20 protein-coding genes are annotated in these 16915 nt (G+C 62.3%); 16 read left to right on the forward strand and 4 right to left on the reverse strand.

Annotated features, from left to right (window positions below; translation table 11 throughout):
- The first annotated feature begins 29 nt into the window (after positions 1-29).
- From VT84_RS07820 to VT84_RS07865, 10 genes are all read left to right on the forward strand, one after another.
- Positions 30-332 (forward strand): DUF5678 domain-containing protein, encoded by a 303-nt coding sequence (locus VT84_RS07820; protein ID WP_157469304.1) that lies wholly within the window; start codon positions 30-32, stop codon positions 330-332.
- 288 nt (positions 333-620) lie between these two features.
- Positions 621-881, forward strand: coding sequence for a hypothetical protein (locus tag VT84_RS38265; protein ID WP_157469306.1), 261 nt, complete (start codon positions 621-623; stop codon positions 879-881).
- Between the two features lie 63 nt (positions 882-944).
- Complete coding sequence (locus VT84_RS07830; RefSeq protein WP_082839140.1) at positions 945-1667, forward strand: hypothetical protein; 723 nt, start codon at positions 945-947, stop codon at positions 1665-1667.
- Between the two features lie 274 nt (positions 1668-1941).
- The gene (gene greA, locus VT84_RS07835; RefSeq protein WP_052559432.1) at positions 1942-2427 is read left to right on the forward strand and encodes a transcription elongation factor GreA; all 486 of its coding nucleotides are present in this window, start codon (positions 1942-1944) and stop codon (positions 2425-2427) included.
- 212 nt (positions 2428-2639) lie between these two features.
- Entirely contained in the window at positions 2640-3152 is a 513-nt protein-coding gene (locus tag VT84_RS07840) for an FHA domain-containing protein (RefSeq protein WP_082839141.1), read from the forward strand.
- A 193-nt stretch (positions 3153-3345) separates the two neighbouring features.
- Positions 3346-3669 carry a hypothetical protein gene (locus VT84_RS07845; protein WP_052559436.1) on the forward strand — a complete coding sequence of 108 codons (324 nt, stop codon included), beginning with the start codon at positions 3346-3348 and terminating at the stop codon, positions 3667-3669.
- Between the two features lie 86 nt (positions 3670-3755).
- Positions 3756-4301: a hypothetical protein gene (locus tag VT84_RS07850; protein ID WP_157469308.1), complete on the forward strand. Its 546-nt coding sequence runs from the start codon at positions 3756-3758 to the stop codon at positions 4299-4301.
- A 72-nt stretch (positions 4302-4373) separates the two neighbouring features.
- Complete coding sequence (locus VT84_RS07855) at positions 4374-4826, forward strand: GNAT family N-acetyltransferase (protein ID WP_052559440.1); 453 nt, start codon at positions 4374-4376, stop codon at positions 4824-4826.
- 179 nt (positions 4827-5005) lie between these two features.
- Positions 5006-6268 (forward strand): glucose-1-phosphate adenylyltransferase, encoded by a 1263-nt coding sequence (gene glgC / locus VT84_RS07860; protein ID WP_204249805.1) that lies wholly within the window; start codon positions 5006-5008, stop codon positions 6266-6268.
- Positions 6269-6285: 17 nt separating this feature from the next.
- Positions 6286-6774, forward strand: a complete 489-nt coding sequence (locus VT84_RS07865) for a hypothetical protein (RefSeq protein WP_082839143.1) — start codon at positions 6286-6288, stop codon at positions 6772-6774.
- Between the two features lie 338 nt (positions 6775-7112).
- Here the strand turns inward: VT84_RS07865 and VT84_RS07870 are convergent, their stop codons facing one another.
- Positions 7113-7637 (reverse strand): NUDIX hydrolase, encoded by a 525-nt coding sequence (locus tag VT84_RS07870; RefSeq protein WP_082839144.1) that lies wholly within the window; start codon positions 7635-7637, stop codon positions 7113-7115.
- Positions 7638-7823: 186 nt separating this feature from the next.
- On the opposite strand from VT84_RS07870, the gene VT84_RS07875 reads away from it, so the two are divergent.
- The 4 genes from VT84_RS07875 to VT84_RS07895 all read left to right on the forward strand — a co-directional run bounded on the left by VT84_RS07875 (position 7824) and on the right by VT84_RS07895 (position 12376).
- Positions 7824-9029, forward strand: a complete 1206-nt coding sequence (locus VT84_RS07875; protein WP_082839145.1) for a site-2 protease family protein — start codon at positions 7824-7826, stop codon at positions 9027-9029.
- A 188-nt stretch (positions 9030-9217) separates the two neighbouring features.
- A complete protein-coding gene (locus tag VT84_RS40630) occupies positions 9218-10936 on the forward strand; it encodes a histidine--tRNA ligase (RefSeq protein ID WP_255359535.1) in 1719 nt (572 codons plus the stop codon).
- A 15-nt stretch (positions 10937-10951) separates the two neighbouring features.
- A complete protein-coding gene (locus VT84_RS07890) occupies positions 10952-11515 on the forward strand; it encodes an HYExAFE family protein (RefSeq protein ID WP_082839146.1) in 564 nt (187 codons plus the stop codon).
- 66 nt (positions 11516-11581) lie between these two features.
- Complete coding sequence (locus tag VT84_RS07895) at positions 11582-12376, forward strand: sugar phosphate isomerase/epimerase family protein (RefSeq protein WP_082839147.1); 795 nt, start codon at positions 11582-11584, stop codon at positions 12374-12376.
- 131 nt (positions 12377-12507) lie between these two features.
- Here VT84_RS07895 and VT84_RS07900 read toward each other — a convergent pair whose 3' ends face one another.
- Positions 12508-13383 (reverse strand): LysR family transcriptional regulator, encoded by an 876-nt coding sequence (locus VT84_RS07900; protein WP_082839148.1) that lies wholly within the window; start codon positions 13381-13383, stop codon positions 12508-12510.
- 187 nt (positions 13384-13570) lie between these two features.
- Here VT84_RS07900 and VT84_RS07905 point away from each other — a divergent pair, with 187 nt between their 5' ends.
- Together VT84_RS07905 and selA are read left to right on the forward strand one after the other, a co-directional pair.
- Entirely contained in the window at positions 13571-13798 is a 228-nt protein-coding gene (locus VT84_RS07905) for a hypothetical protein (RefSeq protein ID WP_052559452.1), read from the forward strand.
- Positions 13799-13823: 25 nt separating this feature from the next.
- Complete coding sequence (gene selA, locus VT84_RS07910; RefSeq protein ID WP_052559731.1) at positions 13824-15209, forward strand: L-seryl-tRNA(Sec) selenium transferase; 1386 nt, start codon at positions 13824-13826, stop codon at positions 15207-15209.
- Here selA and VT84_RS07915 read toward each other — a convergent pair.
- Both VT84_RS07915 and VT84_RS07920 read right to left on the reverse strand, forming a co-directional pair.
- Positions 15187-16107: an HTTM domain-containing protein gene (locus VT84_RS07915; RefSeq protein WP_082839149.1), complete on the reverse strand. Its 921-nt coding sequence runs from the start codon at positions 16105-16107 to the stop codon at positions 15187-15189. The two genes, selA and VT84_RS07915, sit on opposite strands and share 23 nt — an antisense overlap.
- Positions 16104-16886 carry a hypothetical protein gene (locus VT84_RS07920; RefSeq protein WP_082839150.1) on the reverse strand — a complete coding sequence of 261 codons (783 nt, stop codon included), beginning with the start codon at positions 16884-16886 and terminating at the stop codon, positions 16104-16106. Before VT84_RS07920 ends, VT84_RS07915 begins: the two co-directional genes overlap by 4 nt.
- Positions 16887-16915 lie beyond the last annotated feature (29 nt).

Below are 16915 nucleotides of genomic sequence, written 5' to 3' on the forward strand. Positions count from 1 at the left end.
ATGGGTACACGCCCAGACGAGGAGACGCCGTGCCTACTCCGAACTCACCAACACCCACGATCGCGCCGCCGGCCCCGACCGGTTGGAGCGAGGCGGATCTCCATGCCTTGGTCGCGTCGGATTTCTGGTACCACACGGTGGCCCCGCGGGAGCTCATCTTGCAGTACCGTGGGAAGCACGTTGCTATTTTCGGCGAACAGATCGTTGATGCCGACAGCGACTTTGACGAACTCGCGCGCCGATTGAATACAAAAAGTGATGCCATACCATTCAATCGGCTCCTACTCCGGTACGTGCCGACCGATGAGGAAACGGTTCGGTTTCGCTACTAACGTCGGAGAACGGATGTGGCCCGCGTCCGCCTCTATCTGATGCCCGCCGCCAACAACACGGTCTTTCGATTCGTTCGACCCGGTGGGCAACGCGATTCGATTCCCGCTCTCCGACTTCGTGCTTTGGTGAGTTTGATCGCGCACGTGCGCCCGGGTGGTCCGGCTTCTGCCAGAGCCGGGCTTCCGGAGTGCATCGTAGACACCGGCTCCCACCTAACGGTGATTCCCGAATACATTTGGCGCCACTTCTATCCGGGCGCGGTGACGCCTCTGCCGTTCGATTCAGCGATGTCGCACGTTCAACGCTCGGTGTCGCTGGGTGGGGGTACATTTCCGTATGAACTCGGTGAACTTGCGGTCCAACTGACCGATTACTCGCACCGCACGATGGACCTGCGCGTCGTTGCTCAATTGACGCACGACAACGGGGTGCTCACGATCCCGATGGTCCTCGGCTTGAGTGGCGGGGTGACCGACGGGCGCGTGCTGCGTGCCGAACCCGATCCGAGCGCACCGTTCGGCCAAGCGTGGTCACTTGAAGACCCTTAAACGAGTGCCGCGGGCGGTAATTCTGACTTTCCCATTCGGGTGGTTTGTGTTTACATTTCTGGGATGGATTTCTCGCAAGAAGAACTGGTCGAAACCATCGATCGCCTCATCGCGGGGTTGATCGAACGCGCTGGCGTGACCGCGGGGCCGGTCAACGCGCTCGCGCTCGCCGAGCACCATCTGGGCATCCCGGTTCAGTTCGTCGAGCCGGCGGAGGAAGACGAGTCCGGTCGGCGCCGGCCGCGCTCGCGCCCGGCCGGGAACGGGATCACGCTCACCACCGACATGAGCGACGAACAACAACAGCGCGCGGCGGCCGGCGGAATCGCGCTGCTCCTAATGCCAGAGATCTTCCGCAAACTCAGCGTGCCCCTCGGGAGCGAGAGTAAACAGTTCCAGACGCACGTGCGCGGGCTGGTCGTTCCCCGCGTGCTGATCCCCTCGCGCCTGCTCCGGGCCGCGCTCCGGGATTGCAAGTACGACGTCCCGGCTCTCAAACAGGTCTTCTCCACCGCGAGTATGGAAATGGTCGCGGCGCGGTTGCTCGATCTGGACGCCCCGTGCGTTATCGCGGTGGTGGACGACGGGGTTGTGGCGAGCCGTCGCGGGAACCGGGCGCCGGCCCCGCGCAAGCTCGAAGCGGCCGAACAAGAGTGCGTGGACCGGGTCACGGAGCTCGATCTCCCGCACCGCGCGCGCGTCGGGGAGTGGACGGCATGGGGGTGGCCCGTCCCGGATCGCCCTTTTCGCCGGATTCTTCTGCGCGCCGTGCCCGACGACGTATAATATCATCACGTTGCGTTCACACGGCGGTCGCCATAGCATTCAGGGCTGGCGACCGCCGGACCGTTTCCGGCCACCCGGAAGTTTCGAGTGCCGAGTGCTGAGTGCCGCGAACCGATAAGCGACACAACTACCGAACTTTTCTTTCAGCACCGGACACTTTGCTCTTCCGAATCGAGACCGCCCTTTACAACCGCCGGCCGGGGCGGGATGATTTTTTGTGTTCCCGTCCGCACCCCTCAGCCGTGCCGGACCGACAGACCAGGAGCGCTCGGCCATGACCGACGACCGCATCCCCATGACGCGGGAAGGCTACGACAAACTCAAGGTCGAGTTGGATCGCCTTCGCGGTGCGGAGATGATCGAGATCACCAAGCGCGTCGCCACGGCGCGCGAGATGGGCGATTTGAGCGAGAACGCCGAGTACCACGCCGCGCGCGAGGACCAGGGGATCCTCCAAGCCCGAATCAACGACCTGTCCGACCGCCTCTCTCGCGCGACCATCGTCGACACCGCGCTGCTCCCCAAAGACACGATCGCCTTCGGGAGCAAGGTGAAGGTCATGGACCTCGACGTCGACGAAGAAGAGACGTTTGAACTCGTCGGGCCGGGCCAAGAGAATCCCGATAAGGGGCGCATCTTGACCACGAGCCCCATTGGGCAGGGGCTGATCGGTCGGAAAAAGGGCGACACGGTCAAAATTCAAGTGCCCAGTGGCACCATCAAGTTTAAGATCCTGGAAATTACGACAGCGAATATATAAATCGCGCGGAACGTGAAATTATTGCGGAGTAATGATTGGATTGTGTCCGTTTTTTACTTGCACGAGAAAAAACGGGCACACTCGACACGTACAGGTGCTAGAGAGGCTTACAATTTCTTGCCAACACAGTGTTGGCGGGCACGGGTTGTTGCCGATACTACTGTTAGAAACGGCACCTACACCGTTTCTGGTCGGGCCGCCAGGAGGCGGGCATGTCAGATCCCCGGCTTCACAGCTTGCACTTGGAAGGTCAGTCCAGGCGGGACACGTTCCGTTCTGCGCGCGAGAAACTCCAGGCGGCTTGTGGCAGCCAAACGATGGCCGGCAACGTCCGCGTGCTCGACGACGCGGCTCTAGTCGTTTCGACTCTCGCAGCACCGGTTGGAGGTGCGGGCAGGAGCGGGATTGCGGGGCGCTTTACCTTCTATCTCAAAGACGGCACCAACGTTTACCCGCTGCACCTCGGGATGAATAGCATCGGTAGGCTACCCGATAACGACGTTGTGGTGCGGGACGAGTGCGTGTCCCGGCGCCACTGTGCGGTGCTGATTCACTCGGACCTTCGGTGTGAACTGCACGACGTCGCCTCCAAGAACGGCACACTTCTGAACGGCAAAAAGATCCCCCAGCCTCAAAAGCTTCAATCCGGCGACCAGATTACGCTCTGCAACCGCCGCCTCACGTTCCACATGGTCGAAGCTGCGAACGAACCCGCCGCGAGTTAAGTGACACTCTCAAGCTTCCAATCTCGATCAACATCTACACGAACCCGTCTGGTATGATGGGTGGAATAAGAGGATTTTGACGATTGTTCCGTGCGACGATTTAGTCGCTACATTCACTATATTCATTAGCTTTCGTGTCCCCTGGTCGCGCGGCCCGATAACCCCAATCGCCACACCTGCGAGGGTTACCGTTATGGCCACGTTCTATTTGCTCCCGCCGCGCGAGTGCCTCGAACGAGCCGTTGGCGATCTGTTCACAAAGTTACTCCCGGGTCTGCCGCTACCCGCGGATGCGTGGGATGCGATTGCCGGGCAACTCGCCAGCGCCACGGGATGGGCCGAGGACGTGTTTCTGGTTCCGCGAGACGAGCTGCCGGACGGCGACCCGGCCCCGGCGCTCGTTGAGGGGTTCGGGGCCGATCCGGGCGACCAAGTGGTGGACGTGAGCCTCGCGCGCCCGGCCCGAACATGGGTCGTAACGCCCGCTGACGTTTCCGGTGTTGCGCACGCGCGATAAGATAAATAAACCACGGTTCGCCTCTCTCGATCCGTGAGCCGCGCCCGATGCGACGCCGCGGCCACCGGCACCAGAAACACACACAAATGACTGACCCTCTCGATAACAACGACGACTGGGCCGATCTCGCACGCGAGTTCGCGCTGGACAAGCCGTCCGCACCGGCACCCGCGGACCGCGAAGACCGTGCCGAAGCAACCGAACCGCTCGCGGATGATGCCGCGCCCGAAGGTGCTGAGTCCGAAGGCGCGGAGGAATTCGACGACGCCGATGACGCACCGGGCGGTGACGGCGCCGACGGTGATGCGGCGCCCGGCACCGGGCGCAAACGTCGCCGCCGCCGTCGCCGTCGTCGTAAGGGTGGGGCGGGCGATGCCGCGGCCCCCGTTGCCGGCGCCGCGAGCGAAGAAAACGGCGAGTCGGGCGACGAGAGTGACGAAACCGCCGAAGTGGTTTCATCGAACGATGATTATGACGCACCCGCGGGGGAAGAAGTGGAAGACTTTGAAACCGAGCCGGCGCCGCTGGCGGCCGAAGAAGACACGGCCAACGAGGTGCTCCGCGAACTGATCGCGACCTGGAACGTGCCGTCCTGGGACAGCATCGTGAGCGGCTTGTACCGCCCCGGATAAGTCTCTGTTTCGCGCTCCGGAGCAAAGTGAAGATCCGGAGCGGGAGCCGGGAACCGGAAACTGGGAGCTGATATGGCGGACGCGATCATCGATGTTGTGGGCGTGGACGAGCTGCCACTCATCATCGACATGTACAACCAGATTTTCCGCCCCACGAAGACGATCGAGTCGTTCCGTCGGCGGTACATGGGGCGCCACAACATTTTACAGCTCGTGGCCCGCGTGAAGGACAAACCGGCCGGGTTCTTCCTCGGGTTCGAGTTGAAGCCCGACACGTTCTTCGCGTGGTTCTACGGCGTGATGCCCGACGTGCGGCGCATGGGGATCGGCTCCCAATTGATGGAAGCCGCACAGAGCTGGGCCGCGCAGCACCACTACGAAACGATCCGGCTGGAGTGCCACAACACCCACCGGCCCATGCTCCACCTCGCCATCGAACTCGGGTACGACATCGTCGGTCTCCACTGGGACGCCGACCGCGGTGACAATCTTATCATGTTCGAGAAGAGTTTGACCGACAGGTAATTCCCGGCGGAGTGTGCGGGGTTCGGGGCGCGGAGACTGGTCTCCGCGCCCCGAACCCCGCACACTTTAACACATTCTCGTCTAAATCGCTCTTCCTTTCGCCCCTTCTCACCTAATCCCTCTTTTCCCCGCGGGTCGCGTGGAGCAGAATGAGCACGGTCGTTGTTCCGGGGGTGGTCATGCGCGGCGTTGTCACTGTGATCTTGGCCGGGGGCAGGGGAACGAGGCTTGAACCACTTACACGCGACCGCGCGAAGCCGGCCGTGCCGTTCGGCGGGCTGTACCGCATTATCGACTTCACCCTGTCGAACTGCATCAACAGCGGGCTGCGCCGCGTGCTCGTGCTCACGCAGTTCAAGTCGCGCAGCCTGGACCGCCACATCCGCCACGGGTGGAGTTTCCTCAGTTCCGAACTGGGCGAGTCGGTCGAGGTTCTGCCGCCGCAGCAGCGCATCGACGAGACGTGGTACAAGGGCACCGCGGACGCGATCTACCAGAATATTTATTCGCTCGAACGCGAGAACGCGGAACACGTCCTGATCCTCGCGGGCGACCACATTTACAAGATGGACTACGGGCACATGATCCGTGCCCACATCGACCGCAAGGCGGACGTGACCATCGGGTGCATCCCGGTGCCGCTCGACGAGGTCCGGCACTTCGGCATCATGCAGGCCGCGGCCGATGACCGCGTGGTGAACTTCCTGGAGAAGCCCAAGACCGCGGACTCGATGCCCGGCGACTCGCACCACGCACTGGGATCAATGGGCATTTACGTCTTCAAAACGCGGTTACTGTTTGAACTGCTGTGTCAGGACGCGGCGAAGACCGGAACGTCTCACGATTTCGGCAAGAACATCATTCCGTACATGATCGAGGCCGGTCACAAGGTGATCGCGCACCGGTTCCTCGACCAGAACCGAAAGGCCGTTCCGTACTGGCGCGACGTGGGTACTCTGGATGCGTACTACCAGGCGAATATGGACTTGGTCGCGGTCGAGCCAGTGCTGAACATGTACGACGCGACGTGGCCCATTCGCACGGTCCAGCCGCAGTTGCCGCCGCCGAAGTTCGTGTTCACCGGCGAGGGACCGGCCGGTCACGCGCGCCGCGGGGAAGCCCTGGATAGCATTGTGTGTGCGGGGAGCATCGTTTCAGGGGGACATGTCCGGCGCAGCATCCTTTCGCCCCGCGTGCGGGTGAACAGCTACGCGGTGGTGGAGGATTCGATCCTGCTCGACGGTGTGGACGTGGGGCGCTACTGTCGCGTGCGCAAGGCGATCATCGATAAGGACGTGAAACTCCCGCCGTACACGGTCCTCGGTTACGACACCGAGTTCGACCGGCGCCGCGGGTTCACTGTAACCGACGCGGGCGTTGTCGTTGTGTCGAAGGCCGAGCCGCCCGAAACGTTCCAGGCGCCCAATCCGTTACCCAACTGACCGCACGAGAGGTTCTCATGACCCGTTTCGCGCTGATCGCTGTTGGACTGATGGCGTTTCCGGTCGTAGCTCGCGCCGCGGACGAGGCCAAGGGCGAGAAGGCCGCGCACACGGTGTACGATGCGTACTTCGAGAAGAACAACTCCGGGCTGAAGGGCGACGCGACGTACACCGCACTCACGAGCAAGGACGGGTTCGAGAAGGTGTTCGCGGCCCGTCCGCCGCTGAGGGGCGGGAAGAAACCGGTGCTGCTCGCGCCCGATGCGTTCGACAAGCAGTTCGTCGCGGCCGTTATCAAACGCGGACCCGCCATTACGACGTACAAGATCGAGGCCGTGACGCTCGACAAGGACGGCACCCTGTACGTGCAGTACAAGGCGGAAAGTGGGCCGGCGGGTACCGCGACCTTCGCCAGCCCGCTCATCGTGAGTGTCCCGAAAGAGGGCGCGAAGAAGGTCACGTTCATCGAGAACGGTAAGACCGTCAACACAGTAGATGCGAAGTGAGTCGCGGGTCCGAGGGACTCCACCCGCTCGTTGACACTCGTGGTGTGCCAAGAGGCTCGGGCGAACCGCGAGTGTAAACGCTTCCAGTTGATCACATTTTTGGTGTTGACGTAGCAAGTGACTGCTGGGGCTGATCTTCCGTCGAATGATCTTGTGTGGGAATTTTGCACTCGGAAGCGGGGATCGCGGTTGGGATCGCGATCCAATCGGTCGAAACTACGGGCATCTTGAAGAGATCACGACAAACACCGCCGTCAACCCCAAAGATGTGACCAACTGGAAGGTGTCAACGAGCGGGTGGGGCTGCCGAGAATTCGACGGCCTTGTTGTGTGAGAACTTACGACTTATGACTTGAAAGAAGCCGTTCCCACAGCAAGAGCGAAGTAATAGTCTTCGCGTCGCGGATGGTGCCGTCCAAGCACATGCGGATGGCTTCATCGAGGCGCACGGTGACCGGTTCGAGCTGCTCGTCCGGTTCCGGGCGGGCCGTACCGGGGGTCAGTTCTTCGGCCACGAATAGGTGCAGTTTCTCGTCCATGACACCGGGCGAAGCGTACATGTAGCCGAGGCTCCGCCACTTCGCTGCTTGATAGCCTGTTTCTTCGAGCAGCTCCCGTTTCGCGCACACTTCGAGTGCTTCATTCGGTTCCACTGTGCCCGCGGGCGCTTCCCAGAGCGTCTCACCGATCACGAATCGGAAATTGCGCAGCAGTACCACGTGCTCGGCGTCCAGAATCGGCAGAATGACGACCGCGCCGGGGTGCCGGATCGCGTCGCGACGGATCGTCTTACCGTCGGCCGTGGTAAGTGTGTTCACTTCAACGCGGATGCGCCGGCCGACGTGAACGGTTTCAACGGACATGGGAGTCCTCTATTGGGACCGGGTCAAGTTACAGAGCAGGGGCCGAAATACCGCGGAGAACCCGTCCTTTTGCGGCCCCGAGTCCGGAACTTGCAGCGCGGAACTCTGGAACTGGTAACGTGTAAGATGGTAGATTAACAGTTGTCCGCCGACAACCCGTTCGCGGCGCGTGAGTGAGTCCGTCCGATGCGCGATCCGATGAGTTGGTCGATCCCGCTGTTCCGGCTGTTCGGTATCCAGGTCCGAGTCCACGTCTTCTTTTTCATTGTCACACTCGGTCTGTTCTTCCGGCAGATGCAACTAACGCAGTACGACAACGTGTGGTGGGGCGACAAGTTCCTGCTCACCGTTGTGGCGCTGTTCGGAATCATTCTGTTACACGAATTCGGTCACTGCTTCGGGGCACGGTACGTCGGGGGCGATGCACGGGAGATCTTGATTTGGCCGCTCGGTGGGTTGGCGTTCACGGAGATCCCGCACCGGTGGAAGCCGCTGTTTACCACGGTTGCAGCCGGCCCTGGAGTGAACGTACTCATCTGCCTCGTGTGTGCGGGTGGGATACTCGCTGCCGGGTTCGTTCCAACACTCGACCCGACAATCGACCCGCACCGCGTTGAGGCAGCCAAGCTACGCGACAGCCGGATTTACACCAGTTCGTACAAGGTGAAGCTCTACAAAACCGGCACCGCCGAGGAGCCGACGCTGAAGGAGTTCACGAAGAAGCAGGAAGAGTACGAGACCGCACACGGGAAGGGTTCGTTCCCCAAACCCAGCGATACGGCCAAGTTCACGGAAGCCGTGCAGGAGATGGGCTACGAACGGGCCGTGCTTCCGGTGTGGGTGGTGTGGGCTTACCGTATCTTCTGGCTCAGTTGGCTCTTGTTCCTGTTTAACATGCTCCCGGCCTACCCGCTCGACGGCGGGCAATTGCTTCAATCACTCGTTTGGGCGCGAACCGACTACCGGCGCGGCGTTGTCGTTGCTGCGTACACCGGGATCACGGTTTCGATCGTGTTCCTGATCGTGTCGATTGCGTGGAACGAGTCGCTGTTCATGGGGCTCGCGCTCTTCATGCTGTATTCTGCTTCGATAAAGCTGATGCAGTTGGATACGGAGGACGGGCCGTTCGGGTACGATTTCTCGGCGGGCTACACGAGCCTGGAGAGGGACGACGAACCGCCCCCGCAACCGAAGCGCCCGGGACCGGTGACCCGGTGGTTGCAGGCGCGCAAGGCACGCCGGGTCGCACGCGAAACGGAGGCGAAACAGCGCGACGAGGAGCGCATGGACCTGCTCCTCGAAAAGATCGCCCGCAGCGGCCAGGGATCACTCACCGACGAGGAGCGCCAGTTCCTCAAGCGTGTCAGCGCCCGGAAGCGGAATACGTCGTAAAACAAGAGTTTGGATTTTACCCCGGCGGGGTAGGATTCCTCAGCCCAGGGCAACGCCCTGGGGAGCAGTGGGTAACGCAGGCGGTTCGTTGTCGGTGCGCGTAATTGGCACCGGTACTGATACCCACCCAGGGCGTTGCCCTGGGCTGAGGAATCTCACCCGTCGGGTGAAAAGGAAGACGAGAAATAATGTCCCTGATTACCCCCCGAACGCTGTCCGGGTTCCGTGATTACCTGCCGGCGGTCATGCTCGCGCGAGAAGAGGTGCTGCGCCGTGCCCGCGAGGTGTACCGCTCCTACGGCTTCACTCCCATCGATACGCCCGCGTGCGAGTCACTCGATGTGCTGCTGGGTAAGGGGGGCGATGAGTCCGACAAGCTCGTGTACCGCGTGCTGAGCGCCCGTGGCGACAAAGCGGAGATGGGGCTGCGGTTCGACCTCACTGTGCCGTTCGCCCGGTTCAGTGCGCAGTACATCAACGAACTCGGCACACCCTTCAAGCGATACGCGATGGGACCGGTGTGGCGCGGTGAGCGCCCGGGGCAGGGGCGGTATCGCGAATTCTGGCAGTGCGACTTCGACACGATCGGCACCACATCTAACGCTGCCGACATCGAAACGGCCCTCGTCATCAATGACCTGTTCACCGCGATCGGCTTCGACAAGTTCGAGATCCGCATCAACAACCGGAAACTGCTAAATGGCGTGCTGAATGAGAATGGGCTTGGGCAAGAGGTGGCTCCAATCCTTCGGGCTGTGGATAAGTTGCCTAAAGTTGGACCGGAAACCGTCAAACAAGAATTGATCGGAGTTCGCCGAGAACTGGTGGCGCCATTTGTTGCGAAACTCCAGGAACTACTAAATCAAGTTCCAATTCCTGCGAATCTTGAGCAAATAAAACAAATCCACCGCTCGATTTTGGAACCTCTCACTCAGGAGCTAATCTCCGCCGGTGCAGCCCATGTGACTTCGGAATTGCCGAGCATCCTCCTCCAGCTTTTGGGAAAGAGTTGGAAGGCTCGTATTCGACAGGATTCAAGTAACGATTCGGAAATTACTGAAATTCGATCACAGATTCTCAGAGAACAAGGGCCGTCAGCTTTGACACTAAGTGATCAGCATGTGGCGATAGCAAAGCGAAAGGCTTACCAGCAATTAGACAACTGGGCCGCCGGCGAACTGGCCAATCGCATGACGGGCGTAGGATTGTCGCCGAACCAAGCGGACGCCGTCCTCGAATTTGTGTCACTTGCAGGCACGAACACAGAGTTGCTTGGCACCCTTCTCGACCGATATGGTGAAAATAATCTCGTCAGGGAGGGTGTGCGGGATTTGTTGCAACTTATTGAGGTTACGGCAAAGGCTAGGGTTCCCGAAGAGCGTATCAAGATCGATTTGAGCATCGCGCGCGGACTGGATTACTACACCGGCACCATTTACGAAACGTTCCTGACCGATCTGCCGGGCATTGGCAGCGTGTGTAGCGGCGGTCGGTACGACAACCTCGCGAGCAAGTACACGAAGCAAGTGCTTCCCGGGGTGGGGGCGTCGCTTGGCGTGGACCGGCTTATCGCCGCGATGGAAGAACTGAAACATCCGCTCCTCACGGGGCAAACCACACCGGCTCAAGTGCTGATCGTGAACTTCGACGCGACCCGTCTGGGCGACTACCAGCGCATCGCTCGTGCGCTCCGAGCCGCGTGCGTAAACGTCGAAGTGTACCCCGACACAACGAAGAAGATCGGGACGCAGTTCGCCTACGCCGAGAAGCGCGGATTCAAGCTCGCGGTGGTCGCTGGTCCCGCCGAATTCGAGCAGGGCGTGTGGAAGGTCAAGGATCTGGCGAAACGCGAAGAAGCCGCGGTGCCGGAAGCGGAACTGGTCGAGCGCATCAAGCAACAGGTGTGACCCTCGGACGCGCCCATGAAGTCCGACAACCACTACGAGGTGGCGTTCGATGCGTACCTGCGCCAGTGCGGGGCCGCAGTCGTTCCCGTGGTGGAGGCGCGCCGGAGTTACATCGATGTGAGTGAGGTGAAATCGCCGGACTTCATTGTGGTCGGCCCATGTGCCGCGAAGCTCGTTGTGGACGTGAAGGGCCGGAAGTTTCCCGGTGTGGGGAAGGGCGGGAAGTCGCGCAACATCTGGCAGAACTGGTGCGAACGCGAAGACGTGGAGAGCCTGATCCGCTGGCAGGGAAAGTTCGGCGACGGGTTCTGCGGCGTGCTCGCGTTCGTGTACGATCTGGCTCTTCACATCGAGTTGCCGGCGGGCACGCCGGACGTTTTCGTCTTCCGCGGGCGCGTGTATTTGTTGCGCGGCGTGTTTGTGACGGATTACCGCGCCCACATGCGCACCCGCAGCCCGCGCTGGGGAACGGTACACCTCTCGACTGACGATTTTCGCGCACTCGTGAAGCCGATCTCGCACTTCCTCGCGCCGCCACCGGACGTGATAGAATTGACCGCGGAAGCCGCTCTGGGCTGACCGCTTTCTATCTTCGCGCTTCACGCTGACTGGTGCGAGCGCGGCCGTGCGCCAAAGATTGTGACCATGAAGCCTCTGAAAATCGGGATCGTTGTTGAGTCCATGCAGTTGTCGCTGCGCCAGGCGATCGAATCCGCGGCGCGAATGGGCGCACGCGGCATTCAGGTGGACGCCACCGGCGATCTCGCGCCGGACGCGCTGGGTGCGACCGGTCGGCGCGAGTTCCGCAACCTGCTCCGATCGTTCGACCTCGAACTCGCGGCGCTAAACGTTCCGGTGCGACGCGGACTGGACGTGGCCGCTGATCTTCAGCCGCGCCTGGAGCGCGTGCGCAAAACGATGCAGCTCGGGTTCGATCTCGGCGCGCGCCGGGTCGTTGTCGCGTGCCCCAAATTGCCCGAAGATGCGGCCGCGCCCCGCGCGCAACTCATGCGCGAATCGCTCCTGGCACTCGGCGGGTACGGGGACCGCGTCGGGAGCTTCGTCGCGCTGGAAATTGGGTATGATCCGGCCGAGAAGGTGAGGGAGTACCTCGCCGGGTTCGATGTGGGTAGCCTGAAGGTGACCTACGACCCCGCGAACTTCCTGCTCCACGGGCACGACCCGCTCGCGAACCTGATGCCACTCGAAGGTCTGGTTTCGCACGTTCACGCCCGCGACGCGCGTTCGGCCGGCGTGAGTCGCGGGTTGCAGGAAGTCCCGCTCGGTGCCGGCGACATCGACTGGATGGCCCTGACTGCCACGCTCCAGGTGCTGGAGTTCGACGGCTTCCTGACGGTCGAACGCGAACAGGGCGAACACAAGCTCGCGGACGTGGCCAACGGCGTGAAGTTCCTCCAGCGCTTCGTGCTGCCCGTGTGACGCCGTCCAGGTGAACCCCGCCCGCAAGGGCGGCGGGTTGGGGCACACTGACATCGCCCGCCGCCCTTGTGGGCAGGGTTCGGTCACACTTTCACCCACCGCCCTCGCGGGCGGGGTTCACCCGAAACACTTCAGCGCTTCGTCACATCCACGAGCGCGCGGAGTGATGGCGGGCGGAACCGCTGCTTGTGCCAGACGGCGCACAGGGTTCTCGTTGGGATCGGCTTGCCGAGCGGTCGGTATACGCACTGTTTGCTCGTATCCGCGGTCGCGGCCATTTCGGGAACGATCGACACTCCCTGACCGGCCGCGACCATTGCCAGCAGCGTAACGATTTGCTCCCCGCGGCAAACCACGCGGGGTTCCAGGCCCCCGCGGTGACACAGGCTCAACACCTGGTCGCCGAAGCAGTGCATGTCGTCGAGCAGGATGAACGGTTCCTCGAGCACGTCGGCGAGCCGAACTTCCGTCTTCGACGCGAGCCGGTGCTTGGCCGGGAGCGCCATCACGAGCGGCTCGGCGAACAGCTTTTCGACGTGCAGCCGGTCGTCGCGGATCGGCATTGCCATGAGCGCGACGTCGAGTTCGCCCGCGAGCAGGTCCGCGAGCAGGCGCTCCGTGAGGTCTTCTTTCAACTGAAGTTGCACGGCCGGATGGTCCTTGCGGAACCGCGTGACCGTGGAGGGGAGCAGGAACGGCGCGATCGTCGGGATCGCCCCGACGCGGAGCGACCCGCCCTCGGCCGAATCGCGGACCGCGCGCTCGGCCTCCTTCACCGCCGCGAGGATGCGCTGGGCGTGCCCGAGCAGTTCATGTCCCGCGTCGGTGAGCACGACCTTGCGCCCCAACCGGTCGAAGAGCCGGCGGTTCAGACCGTGCTTTTTGCTCTCCAGGCGCATGATCTGTTCACTGAGCGTGGGCTGCGTCACGTCCTCGCGCTCCGCGGCGCGCGTGAAGCTGCCCGTCTCGGCGACGGCTACGAAGTATTTGAGCTGGTGAATCTCCATAGCCGCTTCCGATGAGTGGTGTTTTTTGAATCGCTAATACCAGTTCTACCATAAGGAGCCGCGGCTGAGAAGTCGGTAGGTGTGGGGTGTTGCGAATCGGGCGCGAACCGGCGAGAATTGTGTCGGGAGCGAAAATCTGTGCTCCCGGGCAGCGAAGCGCAGGGTGAACTCACTTCCGGGGTGCCCCATGTCGATCGAAGATGCGATCGCGAAGGATCTGGTCGCGGTGCTGTTCGTGACGTTCCTTTTCGGCGGTGGGGCGCTGTGGCTCATCGTGGCAACTATTGCCGAGCAGTGGCGCAAGCTCCGTGTGGCCGATCGCAACGCGGCCCTCAAACAATCGATGATCGAGCGCGGGTACCGGCCGGACGAAATTGTTCGTGTACTGAACGCGGCCAGTGGTGACGGGCCGTGACCAGCGCCGCCCGTACACTGTTCGCATGAGCGATAACCCGTTTCGCGACCTGCCCTCTGTAACGAAAGTTCTCAACACGCCCGCACTGCTGGGGGCACGCGAGCGCCATTCATCCGAAGCGATTACCGCACAAATTCGTGTTGCGCTCGACGGGATCCGCGCCCGGCTCGTGGCCGGTGAACCGCTTACGCTCAACGTCGATGCAATCGCGGCCGATGTGCTCACTTCTCTCGATACGCAAGTTGCGCCCGTAATCCGTTCGGTCATCAACGCGACCGGTGTCGTGCTTCACACTAACCTCGGTCGTGCTCCGCTTCACGAAGACGCCGCACGCGCGGCCTACGAAGCGGCACGCGGGTACCTGAATCTCGAACTCGATCTCACCACAGGGAAACGCGCATCTCGACAGGGGAACGTTCGCGCGGGGCTGAGGGCCATTACGGGCGCGGAAAGTGCGACCGCTGTGAACAACTGCGCGGCCGCGACCGTGATCGCGCTGCGTGCGATTGCGCAGGGGAAAGAGGTCGTCGTCTCGCGCGGGCAACTCGTCGAGATCGGCGGCAGTTTCCGCATCCCAGACGTGATGGCCGCGAGCGGCGCCACGTTGCGCGAAGTGGGCACCACGAACATTACCCGGCTCAGCGACTACGAGCGCGCGATTAACCCGAACACCGCGGCCCTGATGCGGGTGCATTGCAGCAATTATCGCGTGCGCGGGTACACGAAGTCCGTGGAACTCGCGGAACTCGTCGAACTCGGGCGCAAGCACAACCTTCTGGTGATCGACGATGTGGGGAGCGGGCAAGCGATCGACCTGACGCCGTTCGGGTTACCGGGCGAGCCACTCGTTTCGGCCAGCGCCGCGTGCGGTGCGGACCTCGTGCTCTTTAGCGGCGACAAGCTCCTCGGCGGCCCGCAGTGCGGCATCATCGCGGGCAAGGCGGCACTGATTCAACAGATCGAACGCGACCCGCTCATGCGCGCGTTCCGGCTCGACAAAATGACACTCGCTGCTCTCGAAGCGACATTGCTGCTCTATCGCAACCCGACGAAGGCGATTCGCGATGTGCCTGTTCTGCGCATGCTGACGACCTCACCCACAGACCTGAAGCGCCGCAGTGAAGCGTTCGCGGCGTGGGTGCGGGAGATTCCCGGGGTAACGGTCGGGGTGTGGGAGGACGAGTCGTTCGTCGGTGGCGGTTCGCTTCCCGACGTCAGCGTGCCGACGACCGTGCTCGGACTGAGTGCGGACGGAGTGAGCGAAACCGAATTCGCGTCGCGGTTGCGCACGGGAACGCCCGCGGTGGTAACGCGCGTGCAAGACGGTCGCGTGCTGCTCGATTTGCGCTGCGTTTTTGATCGCCAGGAGGCCGAACTACTGGAAGCGATTACTTTGGCGGCTCGGAAGTAGTCGGGGCGCGAAGCCGTTCCCAGGGGACGAACACCGCGTAGCACGCGAGTGAGTACAGCGCGAAATGGCCCACTTCCATTGTGAACAACGTTCCGACGTGGAAGAGCACGCCGAGCGCGAGCGTCGCGGTTCGCGTGCGCTTGAGCACAGCAAGAACGGGGAACCCGAGTTCCCACACGAGCGTTACGAGGGCCGAGAGCCGGTGGAGCCACACGGGGAACTGGTCCGCGGCGCTGGGGCACAGGGACCACGCGAGGTCGTGCGAGGTCCAGTACATCGCGAACCCGCTCCGCCACAACGGGCTGATGCCCTTGTAGTAGCCGCAGAAGAAGTACATCACCGCGAGTTGCACGAAGAGCACTTTGACCGGCCAGCCCGGAACGAGCACCGGGCGCGGGTCGTTTTTGCCGCGCACCGACGAAACGCCCCACACCGCGCCCGAGCAACTCACCGCGATCATCAAAAAGAGTGTGTGACGCAGGCGGTCGCCGCCGTTGTGAAGACCCGGGTTGAGGTTCCACACGGAGAGGGCACAGATCCATACGATCAGCCCCGAAACGAGTGGGCGCCAGCCGATTAATAGTGCAACTGCCGAAGCGATCCACACGCCGAACAGCGCTTGCCCGCCCCATTCGGCCGGGAGCCAGCGCAAAACCGACCAGTACATGTGGTCGGCACGGAACCGACCGTCGTAGAGGCGCTGGCTAATTGCGTCCGGTCCGAAGAACGCAGTGAAGTGTGGCAGGTATTCGACAAAGATGTCCACGAGCAGCACGAGTGCCGTCGCGATCCGGAGCGCAGCGACGCGCTCGGCGGGCACCTGTTCAGTCCACCAGTTCCACCGCGACAGCGGCCACGGGAACCAGGGCTGCGTGCCGACGAGTCGCGCGTTGCTCACGGCGCCACTCCCACCGGAACGAACTCCATTTTCGTCACGTCAAACGCATCGACCGCGTTGGTGTCGGGCCACCACCGGGCGAACGGGCGCTCGGTCACCGTGCGCGGGGAATCGTGCGGTTCATCCGGATTCGGCGTGGTGATGTACCGGTGTTTCAGAATCACCACATGCGGTCGGTCGCGGTGCGGGTTGTTGGCGAGGTACTCTTTTAAACGCGAATCGAGCCAGGCGCGGATCTCGCGGCGCGAGGCACGCACGATGTCCGGCAGATCGGACCAGAGGTCCGGCCGTTCCGCAATTATCTCTGGGGATGCGTACCACACCGGAATCACGAATTGCGACTCAAAGTGAAAGTGCCGGCACTGAACAAGTGGGGCGCGGTACGCGGTGCTTATGTAAGTTCGTGGTTCGTAGTGCGACAGCAGCGTATCGCGGGTGCCGTCGTCCCATTGAAATTCTGTGCTCGCAAACACCGAGTACGGTGGCGTACCCGGCGCGAACATCGCCCATCCTTGCTCCTGCCCGGATACTTCGGACCAGAACGTGAGTAGCTCACTGGCACGCTCCGCGGTCCGCTGGAGCGGTTCGGACGTGGTGAACGTTCCTTTGGCTTGGTAACCGTAGGTGATCGGTTCGAGTGGCGGCTCGGACGGGCGGAGCGGTACGAACACCACGAAATTCGCAGCAACGATGTAAACGAGTTGCCATGTGGCGAACAGCCCCACCAGTACGGCGAAGCCGCGGCGCACGCGCGACGGATTCGGGTTCGGGTCTGTCATCGGGTGGTCGCGAGTAACGGGTGTTTCGG

This window comes from Gemmata sp. SH-PL17, from assembly GCF_001610855.1.
Taxonomy (GTDB): domain Bacteria; phylum Planctomycetota; class Planctomycetia; order Gemmatales; family Gemmataceae; genus Gemmata; species Gemmata massiliana.